This is a genomic window from Stenotrophomonas sp. STEN083 (assembly GCF_056759195.1).
The window spans coordinates 66708-80457 of sequence record NZ_JBRRCU010000006.1 but is presented as its reverse complement, the minus strand read 5'-3'; the positions used below and the strand labels follow the sequence as shown (position 1 = coordinate 80457).

12 protein-coding genes are annotated in these 13750 nt (G+C 60.5%); 3 read left to right on the top strand and 9 right to left on the bottom strand.

Going from position 1 to position 13750, the window contains the following annotated elements:
* Positions 1-70: 70 nt before the first annotated feature.
* The 3 genes from cls to ACVOK8_RS03565 all read left to right on the top strand — a co-directional run bounded on the left by cls (position 71) and on the right by ACVOK8_RS03565 (position 2790).
* Complete coding sequence (gene cls / locus ACVOK8_RS03575; protein ID WP_481565605.1) at positions 71-1531, top strand: cardiolipin synthase; 1461 nt, start codon at positions 71-73, stop codon at positions 1529-1531.
* Between the two features lie 180 nt (positions 1532-1711).
* The gene (locus tag ACVOK8_RS03570; protein ID WP_481565604.1) at positions 1712-2026 is read left to right on the top strand and encodes a hypothetical protein; all 315 of its coding nucleotides are present in this window, start codon (positions 1712-1714) and stop codon (positions 2024-2026) included.
* Positions 2023-2790, top strand: a complete 768-nt coding sequence (locus ACVOK8_RS03565; RefSeq protein WP_481565603.1) for a pyridoxine 5'-phosphate synthase — start codon at positions 2023-2025, stop codon at positions 2788-2790. Before ACVOK8_RS03570 ends, ACVOK8_RS03565 begins: the two co-directional genes overlap by 4 nt.
* Positions 2791-4054: 1264 nt before the next feature.
* Here the strand turns inward: ACVOK8_RS03565 and ACVOK8_RS03560 are convergent.
* The 9 genes from ACVOK8_RS03560 to recF all read right to left on the bottom strand — a co-directional run bounded on the left by ACVOK8_RS03560 (position 4055) and on the right by recF (position 13362).
* A complete protein-coding gene (locus ACVOK8_RS03560; protein ID WP_481565602.1) occupies positions 4055-4465 on the bottom strand; it encodes an ExbD/TolR family protein in 411 nt (136 codons plus the stop codon).
* A 3-nt stretch (positions 4466-4468) separates the two neighbouring features.
* The gene (locus ACVOK8_RS03555; protein ID WP_346497388.1) at positions 4469-4897 is read right to left on the bottom strand and encodes an ExbD/TolR family protein; all 429 of its coding nucleotides are present in this window, start codon (positions 4895-4897) and stop codon (positions 4469-4471) included.
* 47 nt (positions 4898-4944) lie between these two features.
* Positions 4945-5688: a TonB-system energizer ExbB gene (gene exbB / locus ACVOK8_RS03550; protein WP_057629874.1), complete on the bottom strand. Its 744-nt coding sequence runs from the start codon at positions 5686-5688 to the stop codon at positions 4945-4947.
* 86 nt (positions 5689-5774) lie between these two features.
* Positions 5775-6446, bottom strand: coding sequence for an energy transducer TonB (locus ACVOK8_RS03545; RefSeq protein WP_481565601.1), 672 nt, complete (start codon positions 6444-6446; stop codon positions 5775-5777).
* A 146-nt stretch (positions 6447-6592) separates the two neighbouring features.
* The gene (locus tag ACVOK8_RS03540) at positions 6593-7777 is read right to left on the bottom strand and encodes a tetratricopeptide repeat protein (RefSeq protein WP_481565600.1); all 1185 of its coding nucleotides are present in this window, start codon (positions 7775-7777) and stop codon (positions 6593-6595) included.
* A gap of 131 nt (positions 7778-7908) precedes the next feature.
* Complete coding sequence (locus ACVOK8_RS03535) at positions 7909-8715, bottom strand: M48 family metallopeptidase (RefSeq protein WP_481565599.1); 807 nt, start codon at positions 8713-8715, stop codon at positions 7909-7911.
* A 71-nt stretch (positions 8716-8786) separates the two neighbouring features.
* On the bottom strand, positions 8787-9620 hold the full coding sequence (locus ACVOK8_RS03530; protein ID WP_481565598.1) for a CPBP family intramembrane glutamic endopeptidase: 834 nt from the start codon (positions 9618-9620) through the stop codon (positions 8787-8789).
* A gap of 72 nt (positions 9621-9692) precedes the next feature.
* Positions 9693-12152 (bottom strand): DNA topoisomerase (ATP-hydrolyzing) subunit B, encoded by a 2460-nt coding sequence (gene gyrB / locus ACVOK8_RS03525; RefSeq protein WP_481565597.1) that lies wholly within the window; start codon positions 12150-12152, stop codon positions 9693-9695.
* A 109-nt stretch (positions 12153-12261) separates the two neighbouring features.
* Complete coding sequence (gene recF / locus ACVOK8_RS03520) at positions 12262-13362, bottom strand: DNA replication/repair protein RecF (RefSeq protein ID WP_481565596.1); 1101 nt, start codon at positions 13360-13362, stop codon at positions 12262-12264.
* Positions 13363-13750 lie beyond the last annotated feature (388 nt).

Below are 13750 nucleotides of genomic sequence, written 5' to 3'. Positions count from 1 at the left end.
GCGGCTTACGCCGCTCCTACAAAAAAAACAGGCGGCCCCTGTCGTCATCGGCCATAGCTAGAATCGGCGGATGCGCGAAGCCCTCCAAGACCTGTGGACAAGTCTGTCCAGCATTCCCCACGCCGCCCAGATCCTGGCCGCCGCCTATGTCACCTATCTGTTGGTGCTGGCCTGCTACATCGTGCTGCAGAAGCGCGAGCCGGTCGCCACGCTGAGCTGGATCCTCTCGCTGGCAGCACTGCCGTATATCGGTTTGTTCGTGTTCTACCTGTTCGGCCCGCAGAAGATCGTGCGCCAACGCTTGCGCCGCGGGCGTTCGCGCGAGGGGATGAGCACTTATGACGCGGTGTGTCCGCCCGATGCCAACTGCACCGAGCTGGCGCGGGTAGGGCAGGCCACCACCGGGCTGTCACCAAGCACCGCCACCGATGTCGACTGGTTGCTGGATGGTGCGGCGACCTATGCCGCCATCATCGATGCCATCAGCAAGGCGCGCCGCCACGTCAACCTGGAGTACTACATCTTCGAACCGGACCATGCCGGTACCGCCATGCGCGATGCGCTGGTGGAACGCGCCCGCGCCGGCATCAAGGTCCGGCTGCTGCTGGATGCGGTGGGTTCGTCGAAAGTCGGCAGGAAGTTCCTGCGACCGTTGCTCGATGCCGGCGCCGAAGTGGCCTGGTTCCACCCGCGCCAGCTGCTCAAGCCCTTGAAACGGCCATGGTTGAACATGCGCACCCATCGCAAGCTGGTGGTGGTCGATGGCGAGGTGGCCTTCACCGGCGGCATCAACGTCACCGACGAGGAAGACGACAGCCGCAATCCCAATGCCTACCGCGACCTGCATATGCGCATACGCGGACAAGTTGTCCACAGCCTGCAGCTGGTGTTCCTGGAAGACTGGATCTATGCCACCGAGCAGGGCCCGGAGTTGTTCGAGCGCGAGGACCTGTTCCCGGCCGATGTGCCTACCCGCGCGCAGGGCAGCATCGATGCACAGGTGCTGGTGTCCGGTCCGGATTCGGCCTGGGAACCCATCCATCGCCTGCATGTGGCCGCCATCCAGGAAGCCAAGCGCCGTGTCTGGTTGGTGACGCCGTATTTCGTGCCTGGCGAGGCCGCGCGCATGGCGCTGACCTCGGCCGCTCTCGGTGGCCTGGATGTGCGCCTGATGGTTCCGAAACAAAGCGATTCCAGATTTGTGACCCTGGCCGCGCGCTCCTATTTCGATGAGCTGCTGGAGGCCGGTGTACGCATCTTCGAATACGGTCCGCGCATGCTGCACAGCAAGGCCTTCATCGCCGATGAGGACACCTGCATCGTCGGCACCGCCAACTTCGATCACCGCAGTTTCCGGCTCAATTTCGAGTTGTCGATGATGTACACCGACCACAAGCTCACCGGTGAACTGGAAGTCATCCTGCGGGCTGAATTCGACAGCGCCGAGGAGGTGCAGCTGGTCCGCGACCGCTCGCTGTGGCGCAAGCGTCTGCCGGAAGCATTCGCGCGACTGGCTTCACCGCTGCTATAGGGCAGGGGGCTGCAGGCCAGCAGTCCGCATTGGTTTGATTCCAACCAGAGGGTCTTGCACAAAGCCCGCTTGTTTCGCTGAACCTACCGGCTGTCCGGTACAGCTCGCAAACCCCTGTCCAAGCATGGAATCAGCGCTGCCAGCGCCGTTACACTGCACGCCTCTGATAGGGAGATCGTCATGTACTGGCTGTTTCTATTGCTCGCGCTAGGCGCGTTCCTGCTTGCCTTCTCCACCACCCACAGCTGGCTGCTGGTACTGGCCCTGCTGGCTGCATTGGTGTTTCTGCTGCTGTGGGCAAAGGGCCTGTACGTCTCCCGCTTTGGTGGCGTGAACTCGGTTCCGCGTCCCCTGCATGCCGCCGAGCTACAGGCGCTGCGCGCGCAGCTGCAGCCCAAGACGGATCCCGTCGCTGCCGCAGCGAGCGCCCCAACTGTGCAAACACCCACAGGTCCCTCAGTCGCTGCCGACGACCGCGAGCAGCCGCAGTCATGACCTTGCTCAGCGTCAACGTCAACAAGATTGCTGTGCTGCGTAATTCGCGCGGCGGCAATGATCCGGATGTGGTGCGGGCGGCGATGACCTGCCTGCGCGCCGGCGCCCATGGCATTACCGTGCACCCGCGACCGGACCAACGCCACATCCGCGCTGCAGACGTGCTGCTGCTGTCTGCGCTCACCCAACAGCATGGGGTGGAATTCAATATCGAAGGCAACCCATTCGCACCGGCACGCGAGGGTTACCCCGGCCTGCTTGAACTATGCGAGCAGACCCGCCCGGCGCAGGCGACACTGGTACCGGATAGCGATGGCCAGCTCACCTCTGATCACGGTTTCGACTTCGGCCGTGATGGCGAGCGCCTGCGGCCCTTGATCGCCACACTGAAGTCCTATGGGTGCCGGGTCAGTCTGTTCGTGGATGCCGGCAATCCCGATATCGCCCAGGCCGCCGTGCTCGGTGCCGATCGCGTCGAGTTATACACAGGCCCCTACGCCGAAGCGCATGCGGCGGGTGACCCATGGCAGTCACTGGCGCTGTTTGCTGACGCTGCCCGCCGCGCGCAGGCGGCAGGCTTGGGCGTCAACGCCGGCCATGACCTCTCGCAGGCCAATCTGGCCGCGTTCCTGGCCCACGTGCCCACTGTGCTGGAAGTCTCCATCGGCCACGCCTTGATCAGCGAAGCCTTGTATACCGGGCTGGAAGCAAGCGTGACAGGCTATCTGGCAGCCATTGCCGAAGCCGAGAGCCTGCACGGTTAAACCAAGCGACGGCTCAAGCGGCTGGCAGCAACCGCACGCTGCTTGTTGGCCAGCAAGCTTTACCAGCCCGTCTGGCGAATGCCCCTGCAAGGCGCCGAACCCGCTTTCGGAGGGGGAGGTGAAATTACATCCACACACTTATCCACATACGTTTTCACAGCGTTTCGTAGGGATATGCCTGAACCGCTCAGCGTTGTGGTTAAGCTATTTGCCGTAGTTGGCCAACAGCTCACGGCTTGCTTCGTTGACTGCGGCCGCTTGCTTGCTTCGGACTTATCCACAGACAGGATCTGCATTTGAGCTGGTGCGGCACGGTCTGGTGTAACGGGCTTTCTCGGTTGGCGTGCGCCGCTGCTGGTTGCCGCTGGATCAATCCATCCGCGCCGATTGCCGGTTTCCGCGCCCGTCTCGCGGTTTCAGGTTACCCAATAAAATCGTCCAATCGGTCAACTAATCGGCCGATTTGGGTCGATCTACGAATACAGCCCTATTACTGGCACTCGCGAACCCACGCTTGAGTACGGTAGTACCGCCGTCTTGGAGGATGCATTGTGCCGTTGGTTACGCCCACGCAATCAGCGCATGGCCCGTCAGGGTTGCGCGGCATCGATATCAGCGGCAGTAGTTATCCACATGACCCAAGCAAAAGGGTAGGGAGGGCTCACCTGAGCGGAGGGCATGCCTTTCGCATGAGATATCCACAGTGCAACGCCGGCGCCCAGCCCTGTCACGGAATCAAACGCAAAAAGTTTCCACGTGAATCCGTCGACAGTAATCCACAGGCTGATCCTGGTTTTTCCTCAGATCTTTCAATACTGCAAAGCTTTCCACAGGATGCTGTGGATAAGCCACTGCCGTGGATAAGACTCCGGCTACTTGCCGCTGCCAGAAGCCTGTTGAAGAACTGCGCCGGATTGCCTTGGGCACCCTCAGCGCCAAACAGGAATACGCGCGGCAGTGGACGATAGATCCTTGAGTTTCTGCAACTGATTCGGAAAAGCCTCGGAATAAGCAGCTGCCCAGCAGCTATATCGGCTCCTATCTAGCCTTCCTCCCTACGCCAGCCCTTGCGCTGGCGCAAAGTGTTCGACGCACAGCAAACCTATGGTTTGCAAGCTGCCCCCATTACCCCGTAAACGAGGGAGGGGCTTGATATGCTCGCTTGATCCTCGGTGCGCACAGACAGAACAGCAGTGCAAAAAAAAACGCCCCCACAAGGAGGGCGTTTTTCCAGTCGCGTCATGACTTGGTATTGCAGTCTTGCTTACTGCACGAAGCCAATCTTCTTCATCTGAGCGTTCTTCGCCTGGGCCAGGATCTTGGCCATGACGTCGTACTCCGAATCCGGGCTTGCTTCGATGCGAAGTTCCGGCTGGTTGGTCGGATCCTTCTGTACTTCTTCTTCCATCTTCTGCTGCAGGTCGCCCACGTTCACCGGACTGCTGTTCCAGTAAACCTGGTTGCTGGCGTCGACGCGGAGGTCGATCGGCGGCGGCGGCTCACGCAGCTGCGGCGGCGGATTGATAACCCGCTGCGGCAGATCCACGGCGATCGGATACGTCATGATCGGCGCGGTAACGATGAAGATGATCAGCAGCACCAGCATCACGTCCACGAGGGGCGTGACGTTGATGTCGGCCATTGGGCCCTTGTTTCCACCACTACTGAATGCCATGTCTTATTGCCCCTGTTTGTCTTTGGTGGCAACAAAACCGACGTCCAGCATGCCCTGACCCTGTGCGATCTTGGTGACCTCGTTGATCACCTTCATCTTGGTGGTCTTGTCACCACGCAGATTCAGCGGCGGCTGTGGGGTCTGCTGTGCAGCGGTCGCGAAACGTGATTCCAAGGTCTCCTTGGAGACCTCTTCGTCGTTCCAGTAGAGCTTGCCGTCTTCCTTGACCGCCACCGTAATCGGATTCTTGCGATCGGGCGCAGTATCCGGGTTCTGGATCAGGTTGGCTTCCGGCAACTCCACCTTGACCTTATGGGACATCAGGGGAGCCGTGATGATGAAGATGATCAGCAGCACCAACATCACGTCCACGAGGGGAGTGACGTTGATCTCGGCCATTGGGCCGCTGCTGTTACCACTACTGAAAGCCATAACGGGCTCCGTCTATATCGTTGCGAAGACTTACTCGACGTACCGGATTAGCGAACGCGCGAACCGGTGGCGAAGAAGTCGTGCAGATCGTGAGCGAAGGTGTCGAACTTGCTGACAGTCGCGCTGTTGATCTTGCTGAAGAAGTTGAAGGCGAACACGGCCGGGATAGCCACGAACAGACCGATGGCGGTCATGATCAGTGCTTCACCCACCGGGCCGGCAACGGCGTCGATCGAGGCCGAACCGGTTGCACCGATCTTGATCAGCGCGCCGTAGATGCCCCACACGGTACCCAGCAGACCCACGAACGGAGCGGTTGCACCGACGGTGGCCAGCAGGATCATGCCGCCCTGCAGCTTGTTGGATTCGCGGGTCACGGCCTGACGCAGGGCGCGGTCAACGAATTCCGAACGGCTCAGGGTTTCCGAAGCACCAGCCTGCTGGTGGTGGGCAGCAGCCTGGGCTGCGTCCAGAGCGATCTTGGAGAACGGCTCCGAAGCCGGCTGCTCTTCCATGGCGCGGATGGCGTCCTGTGCGTTCGGGGCATCCCAGAACTGCGACGGCACGCGGTCAGCTGCCGACTTCAGGCGAGCGGTACGGAAGATGTTGATGACGGTCCAGTACCAGGACATGGCCGACATGATCACCAGGGTCAACAGAACAACCCAGGAGACGGCAAAGTCGCCCGGCTTGGTGGTCATTTCGTGGATCAGATGCTCGAAGCCCATCTGCGAGAGAGCGTTGTTTGCGTTGCCCCCGGCAGCAGCGGCGATGAAAATTTCCTGCAGCATGACGCTTACCTTTGTTGTGTGTGGTGTTAAAGGGTGTAGCTAATGTTGACCTGACCTGGTGGCGGCTATCAAAGCCGCCCCTTGGATCAGCTCAGCGCAAAGTTGACCGGGACGCGAACGCGGCCAGCTGCATTCGCGTTACCGCTCTTGGCGGGATTGAACTTCCACTTGCGCGCCGCTTCCATTGCAGCTCGGTCGAGGTCGCGGTTACGGCTGGACTTCTCGACAGATACATTGGTGACGTTGCCGCTGGCATCGACATCAATGATCAGGATGACCTCGCCTTGAATACCGGCACGGAATGCAGCCGGCGGGTAACGCGGCGGGTTCATGGCCTTGGACGAGATGTCGACGCTGGCCTCGATGCTGACCGGCGGTGACGGCGGTGCAGGCGGCGACGGCGGCGTGACCACGTCGGTCGGACGCGGCTCGGCCACATCGATCGGCGGTGCTTCCGGCGGCGGCGGCAGCGGCGAAGCCTTCGGCGGCGCCAGGTTCTTGACCGGCGGCGGCGGGGTGTCCTGCGGCGGCGGCGGCGGCGGCGGCGGCGGTGGCGGCGGCGGAGCGTCGACCAACGTCACCATGACGTTGCGTTCCTTCTCCGCAGCTGCCTTGGGGGCAACGGCCGGAATCAGGAGCATCATCAGGGCTGCAAGATGCAGTGCGATTACAAATGCGATACCCGCGATACGCGGCCAGCTGAGGCCCGTTTCTTTCTGGGTGTCATACCTGTGGTGGAAGACCAGTTGTTCCGTCATGCGCCAAGAACTCTTTAGTGGGGTCGGGGTGGTGGTGTGAAGCCACCCCTGATTCAGCGGTGCATGACACCGCAGGAACCTCCAAGCTTATACCAATCCTGACCAGCTGCGCATCAAAAATGCAGCCGTTCAGGCGTTATTCCTGCTTACTTCAGGTTGATGATTTTGTTTGCATCGGCAGGGTTTTTGATGCCCTTTGCCAGTGCATCACGCGCGGCCTGCTTTGCTTCGGGAACACGGCCTTCGGCATGCAAAACGCGGGCCAGATTCAGGTACGTTTCACCGTCCTTGGACAGCGGGGCCGCGTTCCTCCAGGCCTCGATAGCCTGCGGCACCTGCTCGGTGTAGTAGTACGACTGCGCCAGCGCCAGATAGGTCTGGTAGTCCGGCTTGAGGATGCCCTTGGAGATACCCTCGTTGATCACCGCAATGACGTCCCGTTCCTTGTTGTCGGTGTTGGCGTAGATCGAATACAACTGCTTGTATTCGCGCTCTTCGGTGAGCTGTCCAGCCGCGCGCAGCTTGTCCATCACTGCAGCAGCCTTGTCCATCTGGTCGGCCTGCATGTACATGCTGGCCAGGTTGAGCTGGGCCTTCTTGTCGGCCGGGTTCTTGGCTGCCAGTGCTTCGGCTTCCTTCACCGCTTCGCCGGTTTGGCCAGCCTCGGAGTAGGCCGCCATCAGCAGCTGGTTCCAGGTGTCCTTCGGCTCGGGCGAGGCGGCAATGGCTGCCTTCAGCACCGGGATTGCCTCGGCATACTTTTCACTCTGGTACAGCGCCTGACCCTTGATGATCAGCTCTTCCGGCTTGTTCGACTTGGATTCGGCGAAGTACTTGTCCAGGTTGGCCAAACCTTCGACCAGCTGGTCATCCTGCAGCTGCAGCTGGGCCAGCATCAACATCGCCTGGAAGTGGCCGTTGTTGTCAAGCTGGTTGAGCGCGATCGCCTGCTGCAGGTACTGCTTGGCAGCGGCGTTGTCGTCAAGGTTGTAAGCCCCCTGCGACGCCAGCTGGTTGGCGATGGCCTTGTCGTAATCGTTGGCATCCGGCGAAGCGAGGATTTCATCGGCCAGGGTGCGGGTTTCCGCGAATTCCTGCTTGTTGTAAGCCGCGAACAGCTTGTTGAGCTTGCTGCCCATCTTCGAGGAGGCCTTGCCCTTGGGGTCCACGCGGGTGGCTTCCGGGTACAGCACTTCCGCTTTGGCACTTTCCTTGTTTCCACGACGCTCGGACGAGCGCGACTGCGCAGCAGCATCAGCGACGACAACACCGCCCAATGCAGTGGCGATGAGGATGGAGAGCACGGCGTGCTTTTGGCTGCGGAAGATCATGTTTCACCTCGAAGGGGCCGCCGTGGCGGTAGAAATTCAAACTGTCGGAACGAAACCGAGCACACAAACGTATCAGAAATTATTTGACGGAGAAATCACTTCTGATGGTGTACTGCAGCATTTTCCTACAACTAACCACAGCGTGGGACTACACCAGAACGCCTGGCCTGCTGAAATACAGGCTCCAACGCAGGTGTATCACGTTGCAACTCACGGATACGATTGGCCGGGTCTGGATGGGTGGAAAGCCATTGCGGAGAGCGATTTCCGCTGGCTGCCATCATGTTCTGCCATAGATTCACCGCTTGTGAGGGGTCAAACCCGGCCTGTGCCATCAGCCTTTGCCCCACCACATCAGCCTCACTTTCCTGGGTGCGCGAACCGGGCAGCAGGATCAGGCCTTGCGCACCCATTCCACCGAACTGGTTGACCGCGCTTGCCGCAGTATCGCCGTAGGCTGCGCCGGCTAGAGCGCCCAGAATGCCTAACCCCACCTGCGTGCCCTGTTGGCGGGTCAGCCGCTCTTCGTGGTGGCGCGAAATAACGTGGCCTATTTCATGACCGATCACCGCAGCCAGCTGATCCTGGTTCTTGGCTACAGTGAAGATGCCGGTATTTACGCCAACCTTGCCGCCGGGCAAGGCGAAGGCGTTGGGTTCCTTGTCGACGAATACGGCAGTTTCCCACCGTACGCCATGGTATTGCTGCGGCAACTGCGCCACCAAGGCATTGACCACGCATTGCACGTAGGCGTTCTGTCTGGCATCGCGGTTGAGGGTCTGCTTGGCCTTGGTTTCTGCAAAGGCCTGCGCGCCGAGCTGATCCAGCTGCTGCTGCGAAACCCCGCCTATGACCTGACGCCGCCCGGTTGGGGAGGTTGTGGTGGCGCATGCGCTGAGCAGCAGCGCGGCAACAACGGCTAGTCCAACAGCTTTCATCCGGGATCCCCCTCGTTCACGCCTGCAGTGTGCGAGTGTCTTGCTTAATTTTTCGTCAATCGCCGGCAGCTTTATTGCGTGCCGAACAGCACCATCGCTGCCAAGGCAACCGCGTTATTCAGCGCATGGGCAATTACCGCTGCCCATAACGTCCCGGTCTTGCGATAAACCCATGCAAAAGCCGCGCCCATGCCACCGTAAATCAACCACAGCTGCAGCATCGCCGGGAAGCTGTTGGGACTGGTTCCAGGAATTTCATGTACCAGTGCAAACGCCATGCTGCTGAGTACGATGCCCAGCAAGGGACGGTTGGCGGCCCACAGGCGCCCGAACAGCACGCGACGGAACAATAGTTCTTCGTAGGCCGGCGCCAGCACTACCGCGAAGACGATCAGGAACAGTGGGTACTGCGCCCACGCCTGCTGCATCAGCAACAGGTTGGTTGGCACCGGCTCCACGCCCATCTGCTTGGCGATCCAGCCAATCCCGCTGCTACCCAGAAAAACACCGGTAGCGACGACTGCGATCCACCCCCAGGTGGATGGACGGCGGATGGCCTGATTCGATTGCGCACGCTCAGCCGGACTGGCGCGACGGCGCAGGAAGTACAGCAGCAACGCCGCACCACCAGTGGATACCAGTGCAATCAGCATCTGCGGCAAGGCACCGGGTGTGCCCAAAGCGGTTGCCAGCTCTGCTGCTGGCGGGGCAGCACCGTCGCGCGCAGCCTGCATGCCAACCTCGACACCACGCCATAACGCCCAGACCAGACCGCCCAGCACACTCAGGAACAGCAGCGTGGCAATGCCGATCAATAGATCCAAGGCAAAGCCGCGCACCGGCGAGCCGGGCTTGGATAGGGCAGGGGAAGACGAGGGGAGCGGTACGTCGGGAAGGGTGGACATCGCGGACCTGGGGCGTGGCTCGGATAGAAGGTGGGCGCCGTTGCCAGCGCCCACACTGACGGTTGCGCTGGATCAGATATCCAGGTTCATGACCTTCAGCGCATTGCTCTCGATGAAGTCACGACGCGGTTCCACCACGTCACCCATCAAGGTGCTGAATATCTGATCGGCCTCAACCGCGTCTTCGATGCGAACCTGCAACAGGCGGCGCGTATCCGGATTCACCGTGGTATCCCAGAGCTGCTCCGGGTTCATTTCACCCAGGCCCTTGAAGCGCTGGATCATGCGCCCGCGCTTGGCTTCTTCCATCAACCAGGCCTGTGCCTGCGCGAAACCTGTGATTTCCGAAGACTTGTTGCCCCGGTTGATGGTGGCACCTTCGCGCACCAGCCCGTGCAACAACTGCGAGGCGAGGTGCAACTGACGCAGTTCGCCGGATTCAAATGCAGACAACGGCAACACCTGGATGTGTTCCTCGCCCATGTGACGGCGGGTGACCAGCACCGCAGCCGGGCGCTGTTCGTTCGGTTCCTGCAGAACCAGCGTGAAACGCGGCGTGCCGAGGCTGCCCTGGTTCAGACGTTTGGCCAGTGCATCCAGACCTTCGCCTTCGGGAGCGGTGCGCAGGTGTTCCAGGTCCATCGGCGTGAAATCGACCAGCGCTTCCAGCAGGCTGCGGTCGTAGCGATGCGCGTTGCGGTTGATGGTTTCCTGCGCGGCTGCGTAGGTCATCAACAGCTTTTCCAGCGCGACGCCTTCAATCGGCGGCTCGCCAACTGCAGGAATCAGCGACGCATTCTCCACGGCGTTATTGGCCAGGTAAGCATCCAGCGCCGGGTCATCCTTCAGGTACAACTCGGTCTTGCCCTGCTTGATCTTGTACAGCGGCGGCAGGCCGATATACACGTAGCCGCGCTCGATCAATTCCGGCATCTGACGGTAGAAGAACGTCAACAGCAGCGTACGGATGTGCGCGCCGTCGACGTCGGCGTCGGTCATGATGATGATCTTGTGGTAACGCAGCTTGTCCGGGTTGTACTCGTCACGGCCAATGCCGGTGCCCAGTGCGGTGATCAGCGTACCGACCTGATCCGAGGCCAACATGCGATCGAAGCGGGCACGTTCCACGTTGAGGATCTTGCCACGCAGCGGCAGCACCGCCTGATTTTTACGGTTGCGGCCCTGCTTGGCCGAGCCACCTGCCGAGTCACCCTCGACGATGAACAGTTCGGACAGCGCAGGATCCTTTTCCTGACAATCGGCGAGCTTGCCTGGCAGGCCAGCGATATCCAGTGCGCCCTTGCGGCGGGTCAGATCGCGGGCCTTGCGCGCGGCTTCGCGAGCGCGTGCAGCATCAACGATCTTGCCGGCAATGGCCTTGGCTTCGTTCGGGTTTTCCTGCAGGAATTCTTCGAGCTTGGCGCCGAAGGTGCTTTCCACCGCCGGCTTCACATCGGAGCTGACCAGCTTTTCCTTGGTCTGGCTGGAGAAGCTCGGGTCCGGAACCTTCACCGACAACACCGCGATCATGCCTTCGCGCATGTCGTCGCCGGTGAAGCTGATCTTGGCTTGCTTGGCGATACCGCTCTGCTCGATGTAGTTGTTGAGCGTGCGGGTCAGCGCGGCGCGGAAGCCGGCAAGGTGGGTACCGCCGTCCTTCTGCGGAATATTGTTGGTGAAGCAGTACATCGTTTCCTGGTAGGAGTCGGTCCACTGCAATGCGACTTCCACCACGATGCCATTGGCTTCGCCGGTTACCGCGATCACATTCGGATGCAGCGGAGTCTTCACCTGCGCCAGGTGTTCCACGAAGCTCTTGATGCCGCCTTCGTAATGGTAGTCGTCGCGACGGCCTTCGCCGCGCTCATCCACCAAGGTGATGTTGACGCCGGAATTCAGGAACGACAGCTCGCGCAGGCGGCGAGCCAGGATTTCGTAATGGAATTCCACATTGCCGTGGAACGCCGCAACCGATGGCCAGAAGCGCAGCACGGTACCGCGGCGATCGCTGGTTTCCAGCTGCTTCAGCGGGGTTACCGCGGCGCCGTCAGCGTATTCCTGCTGGTAATGGAAACCGCCCTGGAAAATATCCAGCATCAGTTTCTGCGACAGCGCATTGACCACGCTGACGCCCACGCCGTGCAAACCACCGGAAACCTTGTAGCTGTTGTCGTCGAACTTGCCGCCTGCGTGCAGGACGGTCATCACCACTTCGGCAGCGGAGACTTCGCGATCGAGCTTCTGGCTCATCTGCGCATGCTTACCGACCGGGATACCACGGCCGTTATCGGCCACCGATACCGAGCCATCGGCATGGATGGTGACCAGCACGTTGTCGGCATGACCGGCGAGGGCTTCGTCGATGGAGTTGTCGACAACCTCGAACACCATGTGGTGCAGGCCAGTGCCGTCATGGACGTCGCCGATGTACATACCGGGACGCTTGCGAACAGCCTCCAAGCCTTCCAATGCGGTGATGCTGTTGGCGTCGTAATTGCCGTTGTTGACCGGGGTGTTCTGTTCTTCGCTCATTGCGCTTGCCGTAGGCTCCGCAGGTCATGCGCCGTTCCGTGGACCGGGCATGAGAGATAGGGGATGACGTTCCGATTATACCTGCCGGGGGGATTTCCGCCCTGAAGGGTCAAATCACGGCATTGATGGTGCCATGTTCCACGTGGAACACAGCCGCTGGACTCAGTTCGGCTTCCAGCGCAGCCGGCGTTTCGGTTGCCGTGATGAATATCTGCGCAGGTGTTGCCGCCAGGTACTGCAGAACGCGGTGTTGATGATCACGGTCCAGCTCCGAGCCCAGGTCATCCAGCGCGATTACCGGCCATTCGCCACGTTGGCTGGCGTAATCATCAGCCTGCCCAAGCAAGCAGGCCAGGGCGGTGAGCTTGGCTTGCCCGCGGGATAGCGCATCACGGCCGGGAATCTGCGTGAAACCAACACTCCAATCGGCTCGATGTGGGCCAACCGAGGTATAGCCCGCGCTGCGATCGCGATCGCGGGCCAGCAACAGGGCATCGCCCAATGACATTTCATGCCGGCGCCAGCCAGGCTGCAGTTCCAGTGCACTCAATTGCAGGCCCGGGGCCAGATCCGCAGCGATTGCGACCGCCCGATCCTGCAGCCGCTCCAGATAATGCTGGCGGCGGGAGGTCAGGGGAGTGCCAGCTTCGGCCAGCTCCCAATCCCAGGCATCCAGCTGTTTGCCAGGGGCGCCCATCTTCAGCAGCGCATTGCGTTGCTTCAAAGCCCGCGTATAGCGGCGCCACAGGGGAAGAAAGTCAGGTTCCACGTGGAACAATCCCCAATCGATGAAACGCCGACGGGGTTCGCTGCCACCGCTGACCAAGGCATGGCTGCCCGGCTCGAAGGTCACTACCGCCAGTGCGGCGCAAAGATTTCCCAGTTGGGCGACATCTTCGCCATCCAAACGGCCTTTCCAGGTCTGCCCGCTGTGTCGCAGGCCTGCCCGACGCGTTGAAACGCCCAGTTCTGCGTCGCTACGCTCCTGCCATTCGACAAAAACGTCCAGATTCTCGGCGCCTTTCTGCACCAGGCCATCGCGGACACGGCCTCGGAAGCTGCGGCCATAGGCCATCAGGTGCAGGGCTTCGAGCACGCTGGTCTTGCCCGCGCCATTGGCGCCGGTAATCAGGTTCATGCCGGGGCGGGGAGCCAGTTCCACCGAATCGAACCGACGCACGCGGTTCAAGGCAACACGGACGATATGCATTGACGCTCGAAAGAAAGCACGACGCCAGCACGAGGGCCGTGGCTGGCCATGCGCAGCTTAAAGCATCCACCAGGTTTGAGCAGACCGGACGCGTTCACTGGAGCAATGCCGATCTGTGCCACGTGGAACATCACAAGATTTCTTGAAATCTGAAAGACCTTCAGGGCACCAACCCTGCAGATTTTGAGAAAACACAGTGGTTTTCTGAGCATGTATAGGTCCGGGTACAAACCCTGTGTATAAGTTTGGCAATCTGTGGATAAGATTGGCCTTGAGAGCCCTCTTCGGCCTTATCCACAGATATCCACAGGCTTGAAGCCCTGTTTTACAGGGGGTTTCAATGCCAATAAGCTTATGTAAAACAATCACTTAAGCTAGTTTTACATAA

Coding starts and splice junctions, on each gene's coding strand:
- ACVOK8_RS03540 (WP_481565600.1), bottom strand. CDS start 7,777: ATGATCTTCCGCAGCCAAAAGCACGCCGTGCTCTCCATCCTCATCGCC.
- ACVOK8_RS03545 (WP_481565601.1), bottom strand. CDS start 6,446: ATGACGGAACAACTGGTCTTCCACCACAGGTATGACACCCAGAAAGAA.
- exbB (WP_057629874.1), bottom strand. CDS start 5,688: ATGCTGCAGGAAATTTTCATCGCCGCTGCTGCCGGGGGCAACGCAAAC.
- recF (WP_481565596.1), bottom strand. CDS start 13,362: ATGCATATCGTCCGTGTTGCCTTGAACCGCGTGCGTCGGTTCGATTCG.
- ACVOK8_RS03565 (WP_481565603.1), top strand. CDS start 2,023: ATGACCTTGCTCAGCGTCAACGTCAACAAGATTGCTGTGCTGCGTAAT.
- cls (WP_481565605.1), top strand. CDS start 71: ATGCGCGAAGCCCTCCAAGACCTGTGGACAAGTCTGTCCAGCATTCCC.
- ACVOK8_RS03530 (WP_481565598.1), bottom strand. CDS start 9,620: ATGTCCACCCTTCCCGACGTACCGCTCCCCTCGTCTTCCCCTGCCCTA.
- ACVOK8_RS03535 (WP_481565599.1), bottom strand. CDS start 8,715: ATGAAAGCTGTTGGACTAGCCGTTGTTGCCGCGCTGCTGCTCAGCGCA.
- gyrB (WP_481565597.1), bottom strand. CDS start 12,152: ATGAGCGAAGAACAGAACACCCCGGTCAACAACGGCAATTACGACGCC.
- ACVOK8_RS03570 (WP_481565604.1), top strand. CDS start 1,712: ATGTACTGGCTGTTTCTATTGCTCGCGCTAGGCGCGTTCCTGCTTGCC.
- ACVOK8_RS03555 (WP_346497388.1), bottom strand. CDS start 4,897: ATGGCTTTCAGTAGTGGTAACAGCAGCGGCCCAATGGCCGAGATCAAC.
- ACVOK8_RS03560 (WP_481565602.1), bottom strand. CDS start 4,465: ATGGCATTCAGTAGTGGTGGAAACAAGGGCCCAATGGCCGACATCAAC.